This is a genomic window from Inquilinus ginsengisoli (genome assembly GCF_050434925.1).
GTDB lineage: Bacteria > Pseudomonadota > Alphaproteobacteria > DSM-16000 > Inquilinaceae > Inquilinus > Inquilinus ginsengisoli_B.
The window spans coordinates 2,741,796-2,759,173 of record NZ_JBNDJK010000001.1 but is presented as its reverse complement, the minus strand read 5'-3'; the positions used below and the strand labels follow the sequence as shown (position 1 = coordinate 2,759,173).

At 70.6% G+C, this 17,378-nt stretch carries 13 protein-coding genes; 6 read left to right on the top strand and 7 right to left on the bottom strand.

The window, feature by feature from the left end; translation table 11 throughout:
* Positions 1-49: 49 nt before the first annotated feature.
* Both QFZ27_RS12990 and QFZ27_RS12985 read left to right on the top strand, forming a co-directional pair.
* Positions 50-1,957, top strand: coding sequence for an autotransporter assembly complex protein TamA (locus tag QFZ27_RS12990; RefSeq protein WP_429226815.1), 1,908 nt, complete (start codon positions 50-52; stop codon positions 1,955-1,957).
* Positions 1,957-6,330, top strand: a complete 4,374-nt coding sequence (locus QFZ27_RS12985) for a translocation/assembly module TamB domain-containing protein (RefSeq protein ID WP_429226814.1) — start codon at positions 1,957-1,959, stop codon at positions 6,328-6,330. The genes QFZ27_RS12990 and QFZ27_RS12985 overlap by 1 nt, the downstream gene beginning before the upstream one ends.
* Positions 6,331-6,339: 9 nt before the next feature.
* Here the strand turns inward: QFZ27_RS12985 and QFZ27_RS12980 are convergent, their stop codons facing one another.
* Positions 6,340-7,299 (bottom strand): LysR substrate-binding domain-containing protein, encoded by a 960-nt coding sequence (locus QFZ27_RS12980; RefSeq protein ID WP_429226813.1) that lies wholly within the window; start codon positions 7,297-7,299, stop codon positions 6,340-6,342.
* A 138-nt stretch (positions 7,300-7,437) separates the two neighbouring features.
* Here QFZ27_RS12980 and QFZ27_RS12975 point away from each other — a divergent pair, with 138 nt between their 5' ends.
* Together QFZ27_RS12975 and ahpD are read left to right on the top strand one after the other, a co-directional pair.
* The gene (locus QFZ27_RS12975) at positions 7,438-7,983 is read left to right on the top strand and encodes a peroxiredoxin (protein WP_429226812.1); all 546 of its coding nucleotides are present in this window, start codon (positions 7,438-7,440) and stop codon (positions 7,981-7,983) included.
* A gap of 75 nt (positions 7,984-8,058) precedes the next feature.
* Complete coding sequence (gene ahpD, locus QFZ27_RS12970) at positions 8,059-8,592, top strand: alkylhydroperoxidase, AhpD family (protein ID WP_429226811.1); 534 nt, start codon at positions 8,059-8,061, stop codon at positions 8,590-8,592.
* A 51-nt stretch (positions 8,593-8,643) separates the two neighbouring features.
* Here ahpD and QFZ27_RS12965 read toward each other — a convergent pair whose 3' ends face one another.
* From QFZ27_RS12965 to QFZ27_RS12955, 3 genes are read right to left on the bottom strand one after another with little or no spacing between them, the layout of a single operon-like run.
* Positions 8,644-9,465, bottom strand: coding sequence for an ABC transporter ATP-binding protein (locus tag QFZ27_RS12965; RefSeq protein WP_429226810.1), 822 nt, complete (start codon positions 9,463-9,465; stop codon positions 8,644-8,646).
* Complete coding sequence (locus QFZ27_RS12960; RefSeq protein WP_429226809.1) at positions 9,456-10,532, bottom strand: FecCD family ABC transporter permease; 1,077 nt, start codon at positions 10,530-10,532, stop codon at positions 9,456-9,458. Before QFZ27_RS12960 ends, QFZ27_RS12965 begins: the two co-directional genes overlap by 10 nt.
* Before the next feature lie 11 nt (positions 10,533-10,543).
* The gene (locus QFZ27_RS12955; RefSeq protein WP_429226808.1) at positions 10,544-11,656 is read right to left on the bottom strand and encodes an ABC transporter substrate-binding protein; all 1,113 of its coding nucleotides are present in this window, start codon (positions 11,654-11,656) and stop codon (positions 10,544-10,546) included.
* A gap of 159 nt (positions 11,657-11,815) precedes the next feature.
* On the opposite strand from QFZ27_RS12955, the gene QFZ27_RS12950 reads away from it, so the two are divergent.
* Both QFZ27_RS12950 and QFZ27_RS12945 read left to right on the top strand, forming a co-directional pair.
* The gene (locus QFZ27_RS12950) at positions 11,816-12,898 is read left to right on the top strand and encodes an FUSC family protein (RefSeq protein ID WP_429226807.1); all 1,083 of its coding nucleotides are present in this window, start codon (positions 11,816-11,818) and stop codon (positions 12,896-12,898) included.
* A 16-nt stretch (positions 12,899-12,914) separates the two neighbouring features.
* Positions 12,915-13,808: a dihydrodipicolinate synthase family protein gene (locus QFZ27_RS12945; protein ID WP_429226806.1), complete on the top strand. Its 894-nt coding sequence runs from the start codon at positions 12,915-12,917 to the stop codon at positions 13,806-13,808.
* A gap of 225 nt (positions 13,809-14,033) precedes the next feature.
* On the opposite strand, the gene QFZ27_RS12940 is transcribed toward QFZ27_RS12945, so the two are convergent.
* The 3 genes from QFZ27_RS12940 to QFZ27_RS12930 form a co-directional block, all read right to left on the bottom strand.
* Positions 14,034-15,104: a DUF2333 family protein gene (locus QFZ27_RS12940; RefSeq protein WP_429226805.1), complete on the bottom strand. Its 1,071-nt coding sequence runs from the start codon at positions 15,102-15,104 to the stop codon at positions 14,034-14,036.
* Positions 15,105-15,220: 116 nt separating this feature from the next.
* Positions 15,221-16,090: a hypothetical protein gene (locus tag QFZ27_RS12935; protein WP_429226804.1), complete on the bottom strand. Its 870-nt coding sequence runs from the start codon at positions 16,088-16,090 to the stop codon at positions 15,221-15,223.
* A gap of 613 nt (positions 16,091-16,703) precedes the next feature.
* Positions 16,704-17,264, bottom strand: a complete 561-nt coding sequence (locus tag QFZ27_RS12930; protein WP_429226803.1) for a DUF308 domain-containing protein — start codon at positions 17,262-17,264, stop codon at positions 16,704-16,706.
* Between the last annotated feature and the right edge of the window lie 114 nt (positions 17,265-17,378).

Sequence of the window (17,378 nt, the reverse complement as noted above, 5' to 3'; positions counted from 1 at the left end):
GCGAGCGGCGGCAGCACCACCAGCGCGCGGCGACAGGGAGAGCGCGGGATTGCGAGCAAGACTGGGCAGACTCGGGTGGCTCGGCCTCCTCGCTGCATTGGTTCCTTCGGCAGCGCTGCTGGCCCAGGACGAGCCCGCGACCGACGGCGACGCGGCGACCGAGACGGCGCCGCTGCCCGACGAGTTGCCCTATGCGGCGACTCTGGAGCCGATCCCGGACGAGAACGCGACCGCGGCGCTGACCGGCGCCTCGAACCTGCTGAAGCTGCAGTCCAGCCCGCCCTCCGGCCCGGTCGGGCTGGTCCGCCGGGCGCTGGCCGACCGCGACCGGCTGTACGGCGCCCTGGGGGCGCTATCGTATTACGGCGGCGAGGTTCACATCACCATCGACGGCGTGGACATGGACGATCCCGGGCTGGTCGACCGGCTGACGGCACGGCAAAGCAAAGATCCGGTCAAGGTCTCGATCAAGATCGATCTCGGTCCATCTTATAAGTTCGGGACCGTGCGGCTGACCGACATCCAGGGGTCCGACCAATTGCCGCTGGTGATCGACCGCACGCCGCTCGGCCTCGATCCCGGCAAGCCGGCGCTGTCCGGCACCATCCTCAGCGCCGAGGGCGCGATGGTGGCGCAGATGAACGACCAGGGCTATCCCCTGGCCAAGGTGCCGTCGCGCGACGCGGTGGTCGATCATGCCGACCAGACCATGGACCTGACCGAGTTTCTCGACCCCGGGCCCAAGGCCGGTTTCGGTCCGGTGACGGTGGAAGGCGAGGAGACGGTCCGGGAAAGCTTCATTCAGAGCCGCGTGCCCTTCGTCACCGGCCAGGTCTACTCGCCGCAGCAGGTCCAGGACCTGCGCAAGGACCTGGCCGATCTGGGCGTATTCAGCAGCGTCCGCGTCACCACCGCGGACCAGATCGACGCGCAGGGCAATGTCCCGGTGACGATCGCGGTGCAGGAACGGCCGCTGCGCTTCATCGGCTTCGGCGCCAAATACGAAACCAATTACGGCGCCGGGGTGAACGCCTATTGGGGCCACCGCAACCTGTGGGGCGGGGCCGAGCAGCTGCGCATCGACGGCGAGGTCAGCGGCCTCGGCTACAACGACGCGACCGAGCCGAACTTCAAGTTCGGCGTGTCCCTGAAGGTGCCGGGCTTCTTCGATCGCAACACCACCCTCGACTCCAAGGCCGAGGCGGTACGCGAGGTGCTGGACGCCTACACCAGCACCCGCGGCCTGGTGCAGAGCATCGCCACCTACAAATACTCGAAGGAGATCGACCTGCTGGCCGGGCTCAGCTTCGAGACCGGCCATGTCGAGAACGACGAAGGCGAGTGGGATTACACCTTCGTCGGCATCCCGCTCGGCGCCAAGATCGACACCACCGACAACCTGCTGAACCCGAGCAAGGGCTACCGGGCGCAGCTGTCGCTGACCCCCTACCCGACCTTCCTCGGCTCCTCGGTCGACATGGTCGTGGCCAAGGCGCTGGGGTCGACCTATATCGACCTGTCGGGCGGCGACGGCGACATCATCCTGGCCGGGCAGCTGGGCATCAGCAGCATCGCCGGGCCGGACATCGCCGACGTGCCGCCCGACAAGCGGCTCTATGCCGGCGGTGGCGGCAGCGTCCGCGGCTACAAGTACCAGAGCATCGGCCCGCTGAATAAGGAAGACAACCCGACCGGGGGCCTCAGCTCGATCATCGCCAGCCTGGAGCTGCGCTACAAGATCACCGACACGATCGGCATCGTGCCGTTCTTCGACGCCGGCGGCGTCTATGACAAGAGCGTTCCGGATTTCGGCAGCAACATCCAGTACGCGGCCGGTCTGGGCGCCCGCTACTACACCGGCATCGGGCCGATCCGCGCCGACATCGCCATCCCGCTGAACAAGCGCGCGAGCGACGACAGCTTCCAGCTCTACATCAGCATCGGGCAGGCGTTCTGATGCGCGCGCTCAGAATCCTCCTCATCGTCCTGGCGGTCGTCATCGGCCTGCCGGTCGCGCTGCTGCTAGTCGTCTTCGCGGCGGCGCAGACCGGCCCCGGCAAGCGCCTGATCGCCGACCAGGCCGGCAGCCTGGCGAGCTCGCCGGAGATGCAGGTCTCGATCGGCGCGATCGAGGGCTTCGTGCCCTTCGACATGACGGTCCGCGACGTCGCCGTGTCCGACCCGGCGGGCAAGATGGTGACGGTCGACTGGGCCCACCTCGCCTGGAGCCCCTCGGCGCTGCTGCGTCGCACCCTGCGGGTCGACGCGGTCGAGGCCGGCACGGTCACGGTCGACCGCCTGCCCGCCGCCGGCACCGAGCCGGAGACGGAGCCGACCTCCACCGGCTTCTCGCTGCCGCGGCTGCCGGTCGACATCCGGCTCGACCGGCTGAATGTCGAGCGGATCGCGGTCGGCCCGGCCATCGCCGGGCTGGCGGCGACCCTGAGCGTGGTCGGCGACGCCCAGCTGGGCGACCCGTCGCAGGGGCTGGCCGCCAACCTCGCGGTCCGCCGGCTGGACGGCGCGGCCGGCGACATCACCGCCAGGCTGGCCTTCATCCCGTCGACCGAGCAGCTCGATGTCGCCGTGTCGGTGCAGGAGCCGCCGGGCGGCCTGATCGCCGGCATGGCCCAGTTCCCCGGGCAACCTCCGGTCGACCTGAAGCTCAACGGCACCGGCACCCTGCGCGACTGGCGCGCCACCCTGACCGGCAAGGTCGGCGACCTGGGCGGCGTCGAGGGCGAGGTGCGGATCGAGCCCGGCGAAGGCCGCCGGCGCCTGACCGTCGATCTGAACGCCGATGCCGTCCGGTTGGTCCCGGCCGCGCTCGCCGCCACCGCCGCCCCGCTGCTGCAAGGCCCGACAACGCTGAAGGTCGAGGCGGAGATCGCCGATGCCGGCCCGATCACCATCCGCCAGCTCGACGCTAAGGCTGCGGCCGGCAGCGTCTCGGTGACCGGCAGCGTGAACCCGACCGGCAACCAGGTCGATCTCGCCTACACGCTGCAGGCCGGCACCGCAGCCGGCTTCGCCACGCTGCTGCCGCCGGGCATCGGCTGGGAGTCGCTGGCGGTCGACGGCACCGCCAAGGGCGCCCTGGATGCGCCGGTGGTGGTCGCGACGATCCGCGGCACCGGGCTGCGCCAGGATCCGTATGCCGCCGGCACCCTGATGGTCGACCTGACGGCGACGCCGCAAGGCCCGTTCTCCGACCCCGAAGCCCCGATCGGGCTGCACGTCACCGCCTCCGCCGACGGCCTGGCGCTGGGCGACCCGCTGCTCGAGACCGCGGCAGGCCACACCCTGCAGCTCAGCTTCGACGGCAGCGCCACCCAGTCGGGCAAGGCGGTGATCGACCGGCTGGAGGCCCGGCTGGATGGCGCCGTCCTGACCGCCAGCGGCCAGGGCGATGCGATGGCGCCCTCCGGCGCCGGCACGCTGCACCTGACCTATGCCGATCTCGGCCGCTTCTCCGGCTTGGTCGGCCAGCCGATCTCCGGCGGCCTCGACCTGACGGTGAAGCCGATGCTGGCCGCCGACGGCGCCGCCACCCTGGAATGGACCGGCACCATCGCCGAGCCGAACGCCGAAGCCACGCCGACCGCCGCCGTGCTGGGCAAGCAGGCGACATTGACCGGCCGGGTGGAGCGCGACGCCGCCGGCAAGATCACCGTCTCCGGCATCAGCGTGAAGGGCGAGAAGGCCTCGCTCGATGCCGCCGGGACGCTGGATGGCGACGCGATCGACGGCACGGTCAAGGCGGCGCTCGGCTCGCTCGCCGCGGTGTCGCCCGGCGTCGAGGGCGCGGTGTCGGTCGACGCCGCCCTGTCCGGCACCATCGGCGCGCTCGGCGTCAAGGGCCAGGTTGTGGCCGAAGGGGTGAAGACCGCCGGCCATGCGGTCGAGCACCTGACCGTCGACATCGACGCCGCCGGCCTGCCTGCTGCGCCTGCAGGTACGGTCAAGCTGGCCGGCACAGTCGACGGCAAGCCGGCCACCGGCGACATCGTGCTGGCCCGGAAGCCGGATGGCGGCATCGATGTCAGCACGCTGGTGCTGGACGTCGCCGGCATCAAGGCCGACGGCAATGCTGCGCTGGCGGCGGACGGCAAGCCGGTCGGCGGTACCATTCGCCTGGCCGTGGCCGATCTCGGCGTGGTCGGCGCCTTCATCGGCCAGGCGCTGCGCGGGCAGCTCGACGCCACCCTGACGCTCGACCCCGCGGCCGGCGCCAAGATCGACCTGACCGCCCGGCGCGTCGCGTATGCCGACCAGGCCCAGCTCGGCGAGATCCGGCTGACCGGCACCGTGCTCGACCCGATGGTGGACGGCCGCCGCATCCAGGACGGCCGGCTGCTGGTCACCAACGCCACCGCCAGCGGCACCCCGATCAGCCGGGCCGAGCTGACCGTCGCCGGCACGATGCAGCAGCTGGCGCTGAAGCTGCAGGCCGCGACCGGTTACGGCACCGCCGACATGGCGGCCGATATCGGCCTGAACGGAGCCGAGACCGTAGTCGGGCTGAAGAACCTGGCGATCCGCCAGTCCGGCCAGTCGGTCACCCTGTCGAGGCCGGCCACCATCCATGCCGGCGCCGCCGGCGTCGATCTCGGCACCATCGACCTCGCGGTCAGCGGCGGCGGCAGCGTCAGCCTGTCCGGCCGCGCCGGCGACGCGCTGGACCTGCGCGCCCGCATCGCCCGGCTGCCGCTCGGCCTGGCCTCGATCGCCAGCCCCGGCCTAGATCTGCAAGGACAGTTGAACGGCGAGGCCACCATCACCGGCAGCGCCGCCGACCCGGGCGGCAAGTTCTCGCTGAAGGTGTCCGGCGCGAAGATGGGCGGACTGAACACCGCCGGCCTGCCCGCGATCGACGCCACCGCCGACGGCACGCTGGGCGGACAGCGGATCAACGTCACCAGCCGGGTCACCGCTGGGCGCGCCCGGCTCGACTTGCAGGCCGCGGTGCCGCTGGGCGGCGGGGCAATCTCGGGCTCGGCCAAGGGCCAGGTCGAGCTGGCGATGTTCAACGACTTCCTGGCCGCCGGCGCCGACCGCATCGCCGGCCCGCTGTCGCTCGACGTCAGGATCGAGGGCACGGCGGACAGGCCGCAGGCCTCCGGTACCGTCACCCTGCGCAACGGCAGCTACCAGAACTCCGAATACGGCGTCCGGCTGCAGGCCATCAACGCCACCGTGACCGGCGCCGGCGACAGCTTCCGCCTGACCAGCCTGTCGGCCAAGACGCCGGGCGGCGGCACCGTCAGCGGCAACGGCAGCGTCACCCTGGGCGCGAATGGCAGCCTGCCGATCGATATGCGGATCCAGACCAGCAACGCGCTGCTGGTGTCCAGCGATCTGGCGACCGCCCATGCCGACAGCGACCTGTCCCTGTCCGGCGACCTGTCGGCCGATGCGCTGCTCCAGGGCTCGATCAAGATCCGCAACGCGGTCATCCAGATCCCGGACAGCTTCCCCGTCTCGGTGACGCCGATACCCGTGCGCCAGATCAACGTGCCGCCGGAGGTTGCGGCCCGGATGAAGGCGGAGGGTGTTGCCCTCAACACGGCGACGCCGCCGAGCCGGAACCGCAACCGGAACCAGCCGCAGAAGCCGCCATCGCAGATCCGGCTCGACATCACCGTCGACTCGCCGAACCAGTTCTATGTCCGCGGCCAGGGCATCGATGCCGAGATGCAGGGGCAGCTCAAGATCGTCGGCACGACGTCCACCCCCGACATCCAGGGCAACTTCAAGATGCGCCGCGGCCAGATCTCGAAATTCGGCCAGCGCCTGGACTTCGAGCACGGCAATATCAGCTTCGACGGCGGGGTTATGGATCCGCGACTCGACTTCCTGGCCTCGACCCGGGCCGGCGACGTCACCGCCAATATCGAGATCGGCGGCTATGCCTCGAAGCCCCAGCTCACGCTGAGCTCGTCGCCCGAGCTGCCGCAGGACGAGGTGCTGTCGCGCCTGCTGTTCGGCCAGGCCACCGGCCAGCTCAGCCCGACCCAGGCGATCCAGCTGGCCCAGGCGGCAGCGGAAATGGCAGGAGTCGGCGGCGGCGGCACCGGCCTGCTCGGCGGCATCCAGAAGTCGCTCGGCCTCGACCAGCTCGACTTCAACACGGACGCCTCCGGCGGCTCTGCGATCGGCCTCGGCCGCTATCTCACCAAGGGCGTGCGGGTCGGGGTGGAACAGGGCATCGACGCCGGCAGTACCCGGGCCACGGTCACCATCGACATCACCGACAACATCAAGGGCAAGGCCGAGGCTGGCGGCGACAGCGGCGGCGGCGTCGGCGTGACCATGGAATGGGACTACTGACGGCGGCCGTCAGCCGGCCGCTCTCCGGTCCGGCGCCTCGTCATCGTCCTGCGGAATCGCCACCGCGCCTTCCGGCAGGTGCTGGCGCAGGAACTCGGCCAGCATCTCGATCTCGCCCCGTCGCGCCGCGCCCCGGCGCCAGACCAGCCCGATCCGGCGCGACGGCTGCGGCGCATCGAACGGCCTGACCGCGATGTCGCTGTCGGCCATGGTCGGCGCGGTGCAGGCCAAGGCCGGCAGCAGGGTGATGCCGATCCGCCCGGCCACCATCTCGCGCAGGGTCGACAGGCTGGTGGCGCCGAACGAATCCTCCTCGGTCCGCGCCGCGCTGCGGCACACCTCCAGCGCCTGGTCGCGCAGGCAGTGCCCATCCTCCAGCAGCAGCAGATGCTCGCCCGACAGGTCGGCCGGTGTCACCCGGTTGGCCCGGGCCAGCCGATGTCCGGTGGGCACGGCCAGCAGGAAGGGCTCGTCGAACACCGGCAGCGATTCCAGCTTCGGATCCTCGACCGGCAGGGCCAGCAGTGCCGCCTCCAGCTCGCCGCGGCGCAGCCGTTCGACCAGCCGGTCGGTCAGGTCCTCGCGCAGATACAGGCGCAGGTCGGGATAGGTGCGGCGCAGCGTCCGCATCAGCCGCGGCAGCAGATAGGGGCCCAGCGTCGGGATCACGCCGAGCCGGAAATCGCCGGCCAGCGGCGCCGCCTGGTCGCGCGCGGCCAGCAGCAGGTCCTGGGTCTCCGCGAGAATCCGCCGTGCCCGGACGACGATCGATTCGCCCAGCGGGGTCAGCAGGATCCGCCGCTTCGACCGTTCGAACAGCGGCCCGCCCAGCATCTCCTCCAGCGCCTGGACCTGGGCGCTGAGCGAGGGCTGGCTGACATGGCAGGCGGCGGCGGCCCGGCCGAAATGGCGCGTGTCGGCGACCGCGACGACATAGCGGAGCTGCCGCAGGGTGATCGGTTGGTTCATAGGCTCAGGCTATCATAATTGTCGGAACAATCGATTTGATTGTGAGACTCCGGCTTGCTATCTCCTTGCTGCACTGCGGCACCAACCCTGTTGCGCCGCACACAAAAAATCCCACCAAAGATCCCACGGAGCCTCTCGATGCCCATGCTGACCATTGGCGACACCTTCCCGGATTTCTCGCTCCAGGCCGTTGTCTCGACCAACCCGAAGGACGCCTTCACCCAGATCGATCGCGCCGCGAGCAAGGGCAAGTGGAAGATCGTGTTCTTCTGGCCGAAGGACTTCACCTTCGTCTGCCCGACCGAGATCGCGGCGTTCGGCAAGCTGGCCGGCGACTTCGCCGACCGCGATGCGCTGACCTACGGCGTGTCGACCGACAGCGAGTTCGTGCACCTGGCCTGGCGCCAGAACCACGCCGACCTGAAGGACCTGCCCATCCCGATGCTGGCCGACATCCGCAAGGACCTGAGCCGCGCCCTGGGCATCCTCGAGAAGAACGAGGAGGTGTGTCTGCGCGCCACCTTCATCGTCGACCCGGAGAACATCATCCGCTTCGTCTCGGTCAACGACATGTCGGTCGGCCGCAACCCGCACGAGGTCCTGCGCGTGCTCGACGCGCTGCAGACCGACGAGCTGTGCCCCTGCAACTGGCAGAAGGGCGAGGAGACCCTGCAGGCCGCCTGATCCGGCGTCCTGTTCCTCTCCGGCCGGCCCCACGCGGGCCGGCCCCTGCCTTTTCCAAGTCCCGCCGGAGTCCCCATGTCGATCGACACGCTGAAGGCCGCTCTTCCCGACTACGCCAAGGATCTGAAGCTCAACCTGTCCTCGGTCCTGACCGCGCCCGGCGTGACCGCCCAGCAGATCTGGGGTTCGGCCCTGGCCAGCGCCTATGCCTCGCGCAACGCCACCGTGATCAAGGCGATCGCGGCCGACGCGGCGCAGCACCTGTCGCCCGAGGCGCAGGGCGCCGCCAAGACCGCGGCGGCGATCATGGGCATGAACAACATCTACTACCGCTTCACCCATCTGGTGTCCGAGAAGGACTACGCGACCATGCCGGCGCGGCTGCGCATGAACGCGATCGCCAACCCGGGCGTCGACCAGGTGGATTTCGAGCTGTATTCGCTGGCGGTGTCGGCGATCAACGGCTGCGGCATGTGCATGGACAGCCATGAGCAGGTCGTCGCCAAGAAGGGCGTGGGCAAGGACGTGGTCCAGGCCGTGATCCGCATCGCCGCGGTGATCCACGCCGTGGCCGCCACGCTGGACGCCGAGGAGAAGCTGGCCGCCTGACGGCCCGCGCTCTGGCCAGACGCAAGGCCCGCCCGGGTGGCGGGCCTTTTGCTATTCGGCGGCCAGCCGGTCCACCGCGATACGGCGCCGGCGGATCGAGCGGTCGGCCAGCACCATCGGCATGCCGTCCGAGCAGGTCTCGACCCGCGCCTCGACGCCGTAGACCTCGCGCAGCATCTCGGCGGTGACGACGGTCCGCGGCTCGCCGCAGGCGGCGACACGGCCTTCCTTCAGCACCAGCACCCGGTCGGTGAAGCGCACCGCCTGGTTCAGGTCATGCAGCGCGATCAGCACGCATAGCGACCGGCTGCGGGCCAGGTCGCGGACCAGGGTCAGCACCTCGACCTGGCGCTGCAGGTCGAGCGCGCTGGTCGGCTCGTCCATCAACAGGATGCGGGGATCGCGCACCAGGGCCTGGGCGATCGACACCAGCTGCTTCTGGCCGCCGCTGAGCTCGCCCAGGTTGCGCATGGCGAGATCGTCGATCTCGAGCAGCGCCAGGGTGCGGGTGACGGCGTCGAGATCGGTGTCGTCGACCCGCCAGCCGGCGCTGCTCTTGCGCGCCAGCAGCACGGATTCGAGCACGGTGAGGACGGCGTTGACCGCCGCCTCCTGCGGGAGATGGCACGGCCGGCTCGGGTCGCTCGCCTCCCAGCCGGCGGCGGCGCGGCCGTCGACCAGCACCTCGCCCGGGCCGCCGATCAGCCCGGCGATGCGGCGGAACAGGCTGGACTTGCCGACCGCGTTCGGCCCGATCACGGCGGTGACCTCGCCGCCCGCCATCACCGGGGTGGTGATGCCGTGCAGCACCGCCCGGCGGCCATAGGCGACCGAAACGTCGCGCAGCTCGAGGGTGACGGGGTTCATTGCCATGCGCGGCGCCGGCTGGCCAGGATCAGGCTGAAGAAGAAAGGCACGCCGACCAGGGCGGTGATCACGCCAATCGGGAAGATCACGCCCGGCACGATCGACTTCGACACGATCGAGGTGGCCGACAGCATCAGCGCCCCGGCCAGGGCCGAGGCCGGCAGGAAGAAGCGCTGGTCCTCGCCGATCAGCATGCGGGCGATATGCGGCCCGACCAGGCCGACGAAGCCGATGGTGCCGACGAAGGCGACCGGCACAGCCGCCAGCAGGCTGACCGCCAGGATCGTCTCCAGCCGCATCCGGCGGACATCGATGCCGAAGCTGCGGGCCTTGTCCTCGCCAAGGCGCAGCGCCGTCAGCTGCCAGGCGCGGCGCGCCATCAGCGGCAGCAGGACGACCAGCACCCCGGCGGTGACCGCGAGCTTGCCCCAGCTCGCCTTGCCCAGGCTGCCCATGGTCCAGAACACCACCGCCGCCAGCGCCTGTTCCGACGCCACATATTGCAGCAGCGACAGCAGCGCGTTGAAGGTGAAGACGATGGCGATGCCCAGCAGCACCACCGTCTCCATGGTCACGCCGCGGCGCTGGCTCAGCGCGTGCAGCCCCAGCGACGCCACCAGCGCCATCAGGAAGGCGTTGACCGGCACCATGACGTCGGTCAGGGCGGGGATCAGCGCCACGCCGAGCACGAGGGCCAGCGCCGCGCCGAAGCTGGCGGCGGCCGAGATGCCGAGGGTGAAGGGATCGGCCAGCGGGTTGTTCAGCACCGTCTGCATCTGCGCCCCGGCCACCGCCAGGGCGGCGCCGACCACGACGGCCATCAGGGCCACCGGCAGGCGGATGTCCCAGATCACCACCCGCAGCGTCGCCGGGACGTCGGAGGGTGAGACCAGGGCCGACACCACCTCGCCGACGCCGTAGCGCGCCGGGCCGATGCCGATGTCGAGCACCAGGCTGACCAGCAGCGCCGCGGCCAGGGCTGCGAGCAGCAGCAGCTTGCGCCGGGCCATGCCACGATAGGCGGCGCGGCCGGCGCGCAGATGGGTGTCGATCGGGACGGCGTGGTCCGCCATGCTCAAGCCTTTCAGCCGGCCGGGGCCAGCGAGACCCAGTAGCCGGGCCGGTACGGGATCGGCAGGAAGCGCTCGTGCAGGGTGCGGAACGTCGCCTCCGGGTCGAGGTCGGCGTACAGGTCGGGGTGCAGCCATTTGGCGATCTGCTGGACGCCGACGAACTGGTACGGGCTGTCGTAGAACTGGTGCCAGATGGCGTGGACGCGGCCGTCCGCCACCGCCTTGACGCCGGTATAGGCCGGGCGCGCCACCAGCGCCGCCAGCCGGTCCTTCGCCTTCGCCTGGTCGGCATCGGGGCCGAGGCCGACCCAGCCGCCATCCGGCACGAATTGCGACCAGTTGGCGCCGGTCGCGATCACCACGTCGGGGTTGGCGACCGTCACCTGCTCCGGGTTCAGCACGCCGAAGGCACCGGGGATCAGGCCGGTGGCGATGTTGGTGCCGCCGGCCATCCGCACCATGCGGCCGAAATTCTCGTCGCCGAAGGAGGCGCAGCATTCGGCGCCCCAGCCGGTGCCGGCGGCACGCTCGATCATCACCTTCGGGCTCGGCGCATCCGCCTTGGACAACGGGCCCAGCACCAGGTCCAGCTGCTGGCGGTAGAAGGCGATGAACTCTTCCGCCCGGTCCTGCCGGCCGAGGATCTGGCCGAACAGCCGGACGCTGGGCTCGGTGTTGGTAAAGGGCTCGTCACGGAAGTCGATGAAGACGGTGGCGATGCCGGCGCCCTCCAGCGTCTTGATCAGCCCGGATTCCTCGGCCGCCGGTTTCTGGCCGAGCAGGAGGAACAACACGTCGGGTTTCAGCGCGATCGCCTGCTCGGTATTGAACGTCCCCTCCTCCGGGTCGCCGATGTCCGGGATGGCGTCGATGCCGGGGAACTTCGCCTGGTACAGCTTGTAGGTATCGAGGTCGGAGCGCTCGAACTCGTCCTTCCAGCCGGCGATGCGGCCGATCGGGTTCTCGCGGTCGAGCGCCGCGACGATGTAGATCTGCCGCCCTTCGCCGAGCAGGATGCGCTCGACCTTCTTCGGCACCTCGACCGTGCGGCCGGCCAGGTCGGTGACTGAGATCTTGTCGTCCGCCGCGACCGCCGTGCCGGCCCAGAGGCTGAACGCAGCCACTGCCAGGACCCTCAACATCGAACCCATCGTCACCCCCTCGTGAACGAGGTTGGGTTACCACGCGGATATTGCGATTGCGAGTGCCTTTCAATCGCGTCCGACGAGGCTGCAGCGCACCGCCGCTCTCTGGCATGCTGTCGCCGCAGCCCCGGAGTCGCGATGATCCGCCTGTCCCGTCCCCGCCTCGACCCGATCCATGTCCGCCAGGCGGTGCGGGGCGCGATCGCGGCCGTCGCCGCCTATGCCCTGGCCGAGGCCCTCGGCCTGCCCAAGGGCTACTGGTCGGTGCTGACCGCGGTGATCGTGCTGCAGGCCACGCTCGGCGCCACGCTGAGCGCGACCATCGACCGGCTGCTCGGCACCGCGTTGGGCGCCGCCTTCGGGGTGGTCGGGTCGGTGCTGTCCGGCCCCTCGGCGCTGCGCACCGGCGTCGTGCTGCTGCTGGTCATGCTGACCACCGTCTATATCACCGCCCGCCGCCCCAACCTGCGGCTCGGCTCGGTCACCGCGGCGATCGTGATGCTGTCCGACCCCAGCCATGCCGATCCGCTGGGCGCCGCCTTCCAGCGGGTGGCGGAGATCGGGCTGGGCACCGTGGTCGGGGTGTTGGCCGCGCTGCTGATCTTGCCCGCCCGCGCCGGTGACCATCTGCGCGACACCGGCGCCGAGTTGCTCGGCCAATGCGCCGCGCTGCTGACCCTGATCGCCGGGCGGCTGGCCGGGTCGGGGGAAGACCCAACCGCGCTCAACCAGCGCATCCGCACGCTGCTGCGCAAGGGCGACGGCCAGATCGACGAGGCGCGGCGCGAGCGGCCCGGCGCCATCCCCGACCATCTCGACCCGGCGCCGATCATCCGCACCATCCGCCGCCTGTGGCACAGCGAGATCATCCTGGTCCGGGCCGCCCAGGTCCCATTGTCATCGACGCTCCAGGCGGCGCTCGGGGCGACGCTCGACCAGGCGGTGACGGCGGCGAAGAAGCGGATGACCGCCCTGGCCGCGGCGCTGGAGGCCAAGGCGGCGGCCGGCGACGGCAGCGCGCTGGACCAGGCCGTCGCGGCCCTGCAGAGCAGTGTCGACGCCTTGCGCGGCACGGGCGGGGATGGCCTCGACGGGCGCGAGTTCGGCCAGGCCTTCGCCATCGCCTTCACCTTCGCCCAGCTCCGCGACAACCTCGCCGACCTGGCCGAGCGGCTGCGCGAGCAGGCGGGGGAAGGCGGCGGGGCGCTGACGGCGGACTGACATCAGGGAGAGCGCCATGACCGCACCCGGCATCCACGCCATCCTGTACGCCTTCTTCGATACGGAGGAGCGGCTGGACCGCGCCGCCATGCGCCGACAGGCGGAGGCGTGCCTGGAGGCCGGAGTCGCCGGCATCGCCGCGCTGGGCCTGGCCACCGAGGTGGCGAAGCTGGCCTTCGACGAGCGCCGGGCGGTGATGGACTGGGTGGCCGAGGATGTCGGCGGCCGGGTGCCGGTCGGCTTCACCATCTTCGGCCCGTCGGTGGCGGAGCAGGTGGCCATGGTCCGGGCGGCCGAGGCGGCGGGAGCCGGCTGGCTGATCCTGCAGCCGCCGGCCGCAGGCAGCTACGGCGCCGGCGAGTATCTCGACGTCTTCAGCCGGGTGATGGATGCGACGGCGCTGCCGGTGGCGATCCAGAACGCGCCGCAATATCTCGGCCGCGGCCTGGCCGCCGACGACATCGCCCGGTTGATGCGCCGCCACGCCAACATGACGCTGATCAAGGCGGAGGGGTCGGCGGTCGAGATCGAGCGGCTGATCGCCGTGACCGAGGGAAAGCTGCGGGTGTTCAACGGCCGCGGCGGGCTGGAGATGATCGACAGCCTGCACGCCGGCTGCAGCGGCTTCCTGCTGGCGCCGGACGCGGTCGACCACGCGGTGGCGATCCACCGGCGGCACGACGCCGGGGATGAAGCAGGCGCCGCGGCGGCCTATGCCCGGGTGGCGCCGTCGATCGTCTTCGTCATGCAGTCGATCGAGACGCTGATCTGCTACGGCAAGCGCCTGTTCGCCGCCCGGGCGGGGCTGACGGTGCATGACCGGGCGCCGGCGCTGCGCCCGACCGAATTCGGCCTCGACCTGGTGGCCCGGCACGCCGCGGCGCTGGGGCCGTTCGGGCCAAAGGGCTGATACCAAGCCCTATTGAGGCCGACTCTCCGGCCCTTTCCTCGTCATGGCGAGCATCTCACGCCGCTGGGGCGGCCCCGGAAGGGAAAGAAAGTTTTAACTTCTTCAAGAGCGAGGCGTGGCCATCCAGCCCCGCCGTCGGAGCCCTGCCAACCTGGATGGCCACGTCGCTTCGCTCCTCGTCATGACGGAAAGGAACCGAAGGATCGATCCCAAAGGCCGTTGGTGTCAGTTCCGCAGCACGTTCGACAGCTCGCGCATCTGGGTGCGGGCGCGCAGCAGGAAGAAGCCCTGCACCGCCAGGTGGTTGGGCTGGAACATGGCGTCGGCGCGGCCGTTCATCACCACCAGCGGCCGCAGCTCCGCCGCCTCGCGCAGGTTGTCGACCATCTCGTCCCAGATCTTGGTCGCGCCGGACTGGGCTATCACCCCTTCGAAGTCGCGGCCGAGCGCGCGCAGCACCAGGAAATAAGCGTAGAGCCGGCCCTTGGTGGAATAGAAGACGTCGTCCGCCTGGGTGTCGATGATCCAGCCGCGGCTGGCCTCGATATGGTCGGCGATCACCGAGGATTGCGAGCCGAGATCGGCGGCGAAGCGGTCGATCGTCTGCAGCAGGTTGTCGGCCCGCCGCTCGAACGGCGCGGTGCCGGCGGCGACCCTGTCGTTGTAGCTGCGCAGCGCCCGGGCGGCGGCGCGGTACTGCGATTCCGACGACGCCGTCGGCGCCCAGGAGGTGCTGAGGTCGAACAGCCAGATCGTGCCGGGATAGCGCAAGAGGCCGGTGGCGCGGTCGAGCTCCGGATCCACCTGCGACGAGCCGCGCGACCGGCCGATCTGGTCGCCCATCTCGGCGGTGAAGCGCGACAGGGCATAGATGATGCCCTGCTGGTAATTCGGCATGTTGTCCAGCAGCCAGCCGGGCAGGAAGAACGGGTCGTTGGCGGTCCAGCGATGGGCGCCGCCGGTCTCGCGCTCTATCAGCGCGGCGGCGATCTCCACCGCCTGGCTGCCATTGGCCACCGGCGCGGCCGGGACGAAGTCGGGGTCGTCGTCGATGGCGTGCACGACGAAGGCGCCGACGGCCATGTAGAGGACGAACAGCAGCACCAGCCCGCCGATGCCCCAGCCGACCGCCCGGGACCAGCGCCGGCCACCGGCGGGCGGCGGTGCGGCGGACGGGACCGCGCCGGTCGCCCGGCGCCGGAACAGGCCGCCCAGCCGCGCGCCCCAGCCGCGACGGGCGGGAGCCGGATCAGCGGCGAGGTCTTCCTTAAAGATGTCGTCCGACCGCTCGCTCACTCGCCCCTCGCCCCCTGGTGGTCTCGGGGAACAGAATGGCGATGGCGGCAACTTCGTGCCAGTCCCGTCGCGGCGGCGCCGGCACAATCGGCCGCACGCCGACGACGCCTCGGCGGTCAGCCGTGCCGATGGATGTGGGCGAGCATCCGCGAATGGCGCCACCGGGCACCGCGCTCGGTCTCGCGGCTGCGCCGTCCGGCCAGCTCCGGGTCAGTCCATCGGCTCTGGTCGCGCGGCGGCGCCGGATCGGGCGGCGGGGCCGTGGCGGGCGGTCCGGTGACGGCGTCCGGCCGGTCGTCCCCGGGCGGCGTCGGAACGGGCTCCCGGTTCCGGTTGAAGATCTCGCCGGTGGCGGCGCCGTGGTGGATGCCGCGCTCGCCCTCAGGCTCGCCGGCAGCATCGGCCGGGATGGCGCGACGGAGATTGGAGGAGGCGCGGCGCGGGGCCGGGCCGGAGGCCTGGCCCTTCGGGCCGACATCATCGGTCCCGGACTTCGCGGCGGCGGCGGGACCGCCGGCAGCAGGCCCGCCGGCCGGAGGGATCCCGCCGGGCGGGAGGCCGAGGGCCCGGCACAGGCTGGCGATCAGGGCCTCGATCGACAAGGTGGTGTCGGCGAGGTCGACGTCGATGCGCTCGTCCTCGGTCAGCTTTTCCTGCAGATCCGCGGCCAACTGCTCCCGGACCTCGGGGTCGGGAACGGCGGCGATGGCCTGGGCGACGGCGTGGCGCCGGTCGTCCTTCTGGTCCTGCCGGGACGTCCGCCGGAGCTCGGCCTCGCGCCGTGCCTGCTCCCGCTGCTGCCGCAGCCTGATCTTCAGCGCGATCGCACGGCGGATGCCGAGGAACAGGCTGCTGAAGCGGGTCTCCGCCTCCCCGGCGCGATCGAGATCGCCGGCCGCGAGGGCGGCGAGGGCCAGGGCGTGAAAGCCGCGGGCCAGCGCCTCCGCGAGCTCCATCAGCTCGGACAGCATCGCGGCCTGGTCCATGGCCGGCGACGCGGCGGCGTCCTCCCGCTGCTGGCGGAGCCTGAGCGCGACGGCGCGGCGGCCACCGCCTCGGCCTGGAAGGTCCGGGCCAGCTCCAGGGCGAGCCTGGTCAGCCCGGACAGCACCTCGGCCTCCCGCTCGTCCGGGGACGGCGAAGCGGCGGAGGGAGTCCCGGCTGGGATGGCATCGACCATTCCTGTATTAGAACAGAATAGGAACACAAAGTCAAGCAGAACTGCATCCGCTTCGCACCTGCCATCGCAAGCCGGCCCGGCCGGCCCGCTGGGTTTGCAGGCCCCATAGGCCGGCGCCACTGGATCGCCAGCCCCGCGAGCTCACTACGGCCGGGCACCTGCTTCGGCATGCCGGACAAACGGTCCGGCAACCTCCGAACGTCCGCAAAGCGCGATGACGAGACATTCACGAGGCGCCCGACAACGGACACTGTCCAAACCAGCCAGATTCCTGCTCCTCGCGGCCAACTCTGGCCCCGACCATGACGCTCATCACCGGACATCGCGGTAGCGGACATTGCCGCATCCCATGGCCGGAACGTTCAACTGCCCGCCGATGATGCCTTCTCACGCTCTTGCCGAAACAACCTGACCAGAACTCACGCCGAGGCCCGGGCGGCTTTGCGCCGTAGTTCGCTCACGGACAACCACACCGCCGAAACCAGGAAATAAAGGGCTCCAGCCGCTGCGTAGCCGGCGACGTCTGTGATCGATGGCCGCACCGGCATCCGGGCCTGCACGATGAAGAAGACGCCCGCCAACGCCGACTGCCCGCCGCTCAAGATCATCGCCCACTGCGCGCCGTAGCTTTTCCAACGGCCGACGGCGGTGCCGAGTTGAAGCAGGCCCGAGAGCATCGCCCAGGCACCGAACACCGCAAGCACCAAATTCATGCTCATCTGCAGCGCCGCGACGACGACATTGATGGCCTGAGTGCGGTTCAGCCGCAATCCACCGCTTCGCGACACATCGAAATAATTGGCGGCGGCATCCCATGCGGGATACGCGACAAGCAAAGCGGCCGCGGCGGCCAAGGAATTCGGACCTATCGCGAATGCGGCCGCCACCCATATGGCCGAAAACACCGTCCGGGTAAAGTAGTAGCGCTTCAGCCATCTCTCCTGATTGCGAAGAGCGGAATCCTCGTGATCGTCCTGCATTGGATTGTCCTTTCGACGAGTAGGCAGCCTGAGAGGGCGAGCTGTCTGGCGCACAGCGTCGCGTCTATGAGGTTGGGATCGGTCTCGAGCTGCCGGCGCAGGCGCAGCACCTGC

What these genes read in the sequence shown, in the direction of transcription:
- QFZ27_RS12985 (WP_429226814.1), top strand. Translation starts at nt 1,957, where the DNA reads ATGCGCGCGCTCAGAATCCTCCTCATCGTCCTGGCGGTCGTCATCGGC.
- QFZ27_RS12980 (WP_429226813.1), bottom strand. Translation starts at nt 7,299, where the DNA reads ATGAACCAACCGATCACCCTGCGGCAGCTCCGCTATGTCGTCGCGGTC.
- QFZ27_RS12975 (WP_429226812.1), top strand. Translation starts at nt 7,438, where the DNA reads ATGCCCATGCTGACCATTGGCGACACCTTCCCGGATTTCTCGCTCCAG.
- ahpD (WP_429226811.1), top strand. Translation starts at nt 8,059, where the DNA reads ATGTCGATCGACACGCTGAAGGCCGCTCTTCCCGACTACGCCAAGGAT.
- QFZ27_RS12965 (WP_429226810.1), bottom strand. Translation starts at nt 9,465, where the DNA reads ATGGCAATGAACCCCGTCACCCTCGAGCTGCGCGACGTTTCGGTCGCC.
- QFZ27_RS12960 (WP_429226809.1), bottom strand. Translation starts at nt 10,532, where the DNA reads ATGGCGGACCACGCCGTCCCGATCGACACCCATCTGCGCGCCGGCCGC.
- QFZ27_RS12950 (WP_429226807.1), top strand. Translation starts at nt 11,816, where the DNA reads ATGATCCGCCTGTCCCGTCCCCGCCTCGACCCGATCCATGTCCGCCAG.
- QFZ27_RS12945 (WP_429226806.1), top strand. Translation starts at nt 12,915, where the DNA reads ATGACCGCACCCGGCATCCACGCCATCCTGTACGCCTTCTTCGATACG.
- QFZ27_RS12935 (WP_429226804.1), bottom strand. Translation starts at nt 16,090, where the DNA reads ATGGACCAGGCCGCGATGCTGTCCGAGCTGATGGAGCTCGCGGAGGCG.
- QFZ27_RS12930 (WP_429226803.1), bottom strand. Translation starts at nt 17,264, where the DNA reads ATGCAGGACGATCACGAGGATTCCGCTCTTCGCAATCAGGAGAGATGG.